Annotated in this window: 4 protein-coding genes, 1 tRNA gene and 2 pseudogenes; 3 read left to right on the top strand and 4 right to left on the bottom strand. The window is 55.8% G+C overall.

Going from position 1 to position 3538, the window contains the following annotated elements:
• Positions 1 to 203: pseudogene (gene glyA / locus ACR0CG_RS23610) on the top strand (serine hydroxymethyltransferase); the annotation flags it as partial.
• Positions 204 to 326: 123 nt separating this feature from the next.
• Here the strand turns inward: glyA and ACR0CG_RS23615 are convergent.
• Complete coding sequence (locus ACR0CG_RS23615) at positions 327 to 701, bottom strand: hypothetical protein (protein WP_480527931.1); 375 nt, start codon at positions 699 to 701, stop codon at positions 327 to 329.
• A 47-nt stretch (positions 702 to 748) separates the two neighbouring features.
• Here ACR0CG_RS23615 and ACR0CG_RS23620 point away from each other — a divergent pair, with 47 nt between their 5' ends.
• Positions 749 to 1549 carry an alpha/beta fold hydrolase gene (locus tag ACR0CG_RS23620; protein WP_480527933.1) on the top strand — a complete coding sequence of 267 codons (801 nt, stop codon included), beginning with the start codon at positions 749 to 751 and terminating at the stop codon, positions 1547 to 1549.
• Here ACR0CG_RS23620 and ACR0CG_RS23625 read toward each other — a convergent pair whose 3' ends face one another.
• Positions 1550 to 1738: a hypothetical protein gene (locus tag ACR0CG_RS23625; protein WP_170808451.1), complete on the bottom strand. Its 189-nt coding sequence runs from the start codon at positions 1736 to 1738 to the stop codon at positions 1550 to 1552. It lies immediately after the preceding gene.
• 69 nt (positions 1739 to 1807) lie between these two features.
• Positions 1808 to 2203 carry a rhodanese-like domain-containing protein gene (locus tag ACR0CG_RS23630; RefSeq protein WP_480527935.1) on the bottom strand — a complete coding sequence of 132 codons (396 nt, stop codon included), beginning with the start codon at positions 2201 to 2203 and terminating at the stop codon, positions 1808 to 1810.
• A 420-nt stretch (positions 2204 to 2623) separates the two neighbouring features.
• Here ACR0CG_RS23630 and ACR0CG_RS23635 point away from each other — a divergent pair.
• Positions 2624 to 2709, top strand: a tRNA-Leu gene (locus ACR0CG_RS23635).
• A 499-nt stretch (positions 2710 to 3208) separates the two neighbouring features.
• On the opposite strand, the pseudogene ACR0CG_RS23640 reads toward ACR0CG_RS23635, so the two are convergent.
• Positions 3209 to 3361 (bottom strand): annotated as a pseudogene (locus tag ACR0CG_RS23640) (recombinase family protein); the annotation flags it as partial.
• Positions 3362 to 3538: the final 177 nt, after the last annotated feature.

Genomic DNA, 3538 nt, shown 5'->3' on the forward strand with positions numbered 1-3538 from the left:
CGTCGGGCATCCGCCTGGGTTCGCCCGCCGGCACCACCCGCGGCTTTGGCGAGGTTGAATTCCGCCAGATCGCGGACTGGATCATCGAGGTCGTCGACGGTCTGGCCGCCAATGGCGAAGACGGCAACGGCGCGGTCGAAGCCAAGGTCAAGGCCGAGGTCACAGACCTCTGCGCACGATTCCCGATCTACCCGAACCTATAATCGGCTCGGAAAAAACAAGACAGCGGCGCCCCGGTGGCGCCGCATCTGGACTGGGCGCATTGTCATTTCACACCAAAGACTTAGTTGAATATTGGCAAAGTAACCCTGCCTTAGGACCAGCCTTCAGATCAGGCCGCGCCACCACAGAAACAGCAGCAGCAGCGCGCTCAGCGCCAGAATGTTGAACGCCAGTCCGCCCAGCATCCCCAGAAACCAGCCCCATCTTCTATCCGCCAGATCAATACTGCCGAGATACGCCTGCACCTCGTCGGACGCGCTGACAAGTTTCGGGCTATCCAAGACCCGCCGCAGCCTTGGATGCGCCGCCATCTGTTCCGCATTCGCCAGCAGAAGCGCCTGTTTGTAGATCCGGCGCGGCAGACGGCGTTTGGCCCTTTTGACCGAGGCCAACAGGGTTTTGTCCCGAACACCCAGCTTTTCGCGCAGCAACGTAATCGTGCCTGCAATCCGGGTCTGAATATCAGTGTCCTGCGACATTGGTGCCTCCTGACCGGGAAATGTAGCGCGGCCAGAGGCAGGCTACAATGGGACTGGTCGTTTCATTCACCGCCGGGTATCACGCATTCATGTTGAACACGATCGTACATGGCGAACCGACCGCGAACCCTCCTCTTCTGATCGCGCACGGGCTTTATGGCTCGGCCCGTAATTGGGGCGTCATTGCGCGGCGGCTATCGGACGAAAGACAGGTCATTGCAGCGGACATGCGCAATCATGCCTACAGCAAGTGGGACGCCTCGCATGGTTATCCGGACCTGGCCGATGATCTGGCCGAGGTCATTGCGCAGGTCGGCGGTCCCGTGGACGTTGTCGGACACTCTATGGGCGGCAAGGCAGCAATGACCCTGGCGTTGACGCATGGTGCCCTGGTGCGTAAACTGGTGGTGTCCGACATTGCGCCGGTGACCTACAGCCACAGTCAGATTCAATTCATCGAAGCCATGCGTGCGGTCGATCTGTCCCGCGTGACCCGGCGCTCGGATGCCGAGCAGCAACTGGCAGAACTGGGTGTCGAAAAAGCGTTGCAGAGCTTCTTCACTCAGTCACTGGATGTCAGCGGACAGCGGTGGCTGTTGAACTTGGACGGTCTGGCAAACGAGATGGCCAATATCATGGGGTTTCCGGACCTCGATGCCACTTGGAACGGGCCGGTCCTGTTTTTGTCAGGTGGCGACTCGGACTATGTTCTGCCGCAGCACCGCGACAAGATACGCGCCATGTTTCCCGCCGCGAAATTCGCGAAGATTCCGGGTGCGGGCCACTGGCTGCACGCCGAAAAACCTCGCGAATTTGAAGCGGCCGTCAGAACCTTTTTGAACGCCTGATCAGATCGAACCCTGATACAACCGTTTGGCGACAAGCCATGAAACCGGTATGGCAGCAACAAATCCTGCGCCAGCGGCCCCCAGAATAGCGCCCGTCGTAACCAGGCCAGCAGTCAATACAGCTATAACGGCCGAGCCAGCCAGGGCAGTTCCAATCAGTGAATACAACATCGAAGCAAGACGCATCATTGGGTGTGGTCCTATTTTGGAATCTGACCACATATTGGTTTATCAGGATGTGTACGGCTTTGATTCAGGTCAGGTCATTCCCGGGTCAACAGGCTCGACTGTCTGGCCGCCCCCTTCGACCCAGTCAGAAAGGCCCCCAAGGTTGTAAACGCGGGAATAGCCCATGTCCTTCAACAACTTGCCTGCCAACGCTGCGCGCCCGCCCGACGCACAGTGCAGAACGATTGGCCGGTCGATGCGCAATTCAGGATCATGAGTTGGCAGCCCGCTATCGGCCCTGAACTCCAGCATCCCGCGTGGAATGTGATGGGACCCGACCGCCCGGCCCGCCCTCTCCAGTTCCGGCGTATCCCGAACATCCAGCAGCAACCCGCCTTCGCGCAGCAATTCCGTAGCTTGGGCAAAATCGATACGCGCGACCACAGCGTTGGCGGCCTCCATCATGTCCCTGACGGTCAGTGGCATTCCGGTTCTCCTGTTCTTGGGCTTCCAATGGTTAACATGCAAAATAAGGAATGCGTTTTCTGTGTAAAGGTACAATAGCGGTAAATCGCTGGCGGGGATATTATCCCGTTCTAACTGTGACTTCGAATGGCGGCAAATTTGTTCGCCTTGCTGCATCTACAAACACGAAAAGAGGAAGTCCGGGCCACCCCAATCATCAGGACCGGACACTATTACACTTGAGCTGCAAGCATCATCCGCCCCAACTGCATGCTTGGCGAATTGGCGGGTGTTGTTCCAATCACACGACTAGCTCCGGCAACTTGGGCTTGAGGGCGTGCTGGATTTGACCAAAGCACAATTTGAGGCGGAAGCGCATTGTATTCAGGGCCTTATGGTCTTAGTGGTTTTTTCAGGCTCAGGATGGGCCAAACGCACTGTGCCCGCGTGGTGGAATGGTAGACACAGGAGACTTAAAATCTCCAGGCGGAAACGCCGTGCCGGTTCGAGTCCGGCCGCGGGTACCAAACCGTTTTCTGTTCCTGACAGGAAGCGTAAGGCCTTGAAAGGAAAGGTGGTATCTGGGGTTCGAACACCCTCAGAACGACTGAAGACAAGGGGTTGGGAAAACACTAGCCTGAGCACGGTCCTCTTCAGGGAAATGCTCCCTTTTTTCCATATTTCATAAGGGTTTGACAAAAAACGCATGGAGAGTTCGAACATACTGTCGTAGTCCAATGCCGGAACTGCCATTTTCTCAATTTCGGCGTCGATCGCGGCTTGCTCCTTGCGAAGCAATAACGCGTGATTTTCGTATGCTTGGGCCGTTTCTTCCTCTTCCGACCGCACTGCGCGGTCGAGATTTTTTCTTACCTTTTTCTCGATTTCACGAGATTGCGCCCTCAGGCTGGCAAGCTCGGATTGATTTGTGCAGTTGCGCTGTTCCCATGCATCTCGAAACATCTGTTCTGCGATCTGAAAGGTTTCGCGATCAGGTACCACGCTTTTCAAGAGTTGTTCGAATTCGTTTTCTACTTTTTCTCTCGGTGTGGAGAGACCCTTTTCAGCGCACTTTCGATACTGGCATAGATAGTAAGGGTATCTACGGCCAGTTCGGCTTTGCGACCAACAAGATGTAATGCGTCGACCGCAAGCCTCACATTCCAAGAAGCCTCTCAAAGGAAATTCCTTGTCGATGTCCTTTCTGGCCGGAGCTACACTGCGTCCCTGCAGCCGATCTTGGATAATGAGATATGTGTCATAAGTGGACGTGTCGCGGTTTGATGCCGCTCCTTTGATAGCATTTATTGCAGCAAAGGAGATGAACTATGGGAACGAAACGAACGGACGAGTTTC

The sequence above is a fragment of the Ruegeria sp. AB8 genome, assembly GCF_056542605.1.

Coding starts and splice junctions, on each gene's coding strand:
- ACR0CG_RS23625 (WP_170808451.1), bottom strand. CDS start 1,738: ATGATGCGTCTTGCTTCGATGTTGTATTCACTGATTGGAACTGCCCTG.
- ACR0CG_RS23630 (WP_480527935.1), bottom strand. CDS start 2,203: ATGCCACTGACCGTCAGGGACATGATGGAGGCCGCCAACGCTGTGGTC.
- ACR0CG_RS23615 (WP_480527931.1), bottom strand. CDS start 701: ATGTCGCAGGACACTGATATTCAGACCCGGATTGCAGGCACGATTACG.
- ACR0CG_RS23620 (WP_480527933.1), top strand. CDS start 749: ATGGGACTGGTCGTTTCATTCACCGCCGGGTATCACGCATTCATGTTG.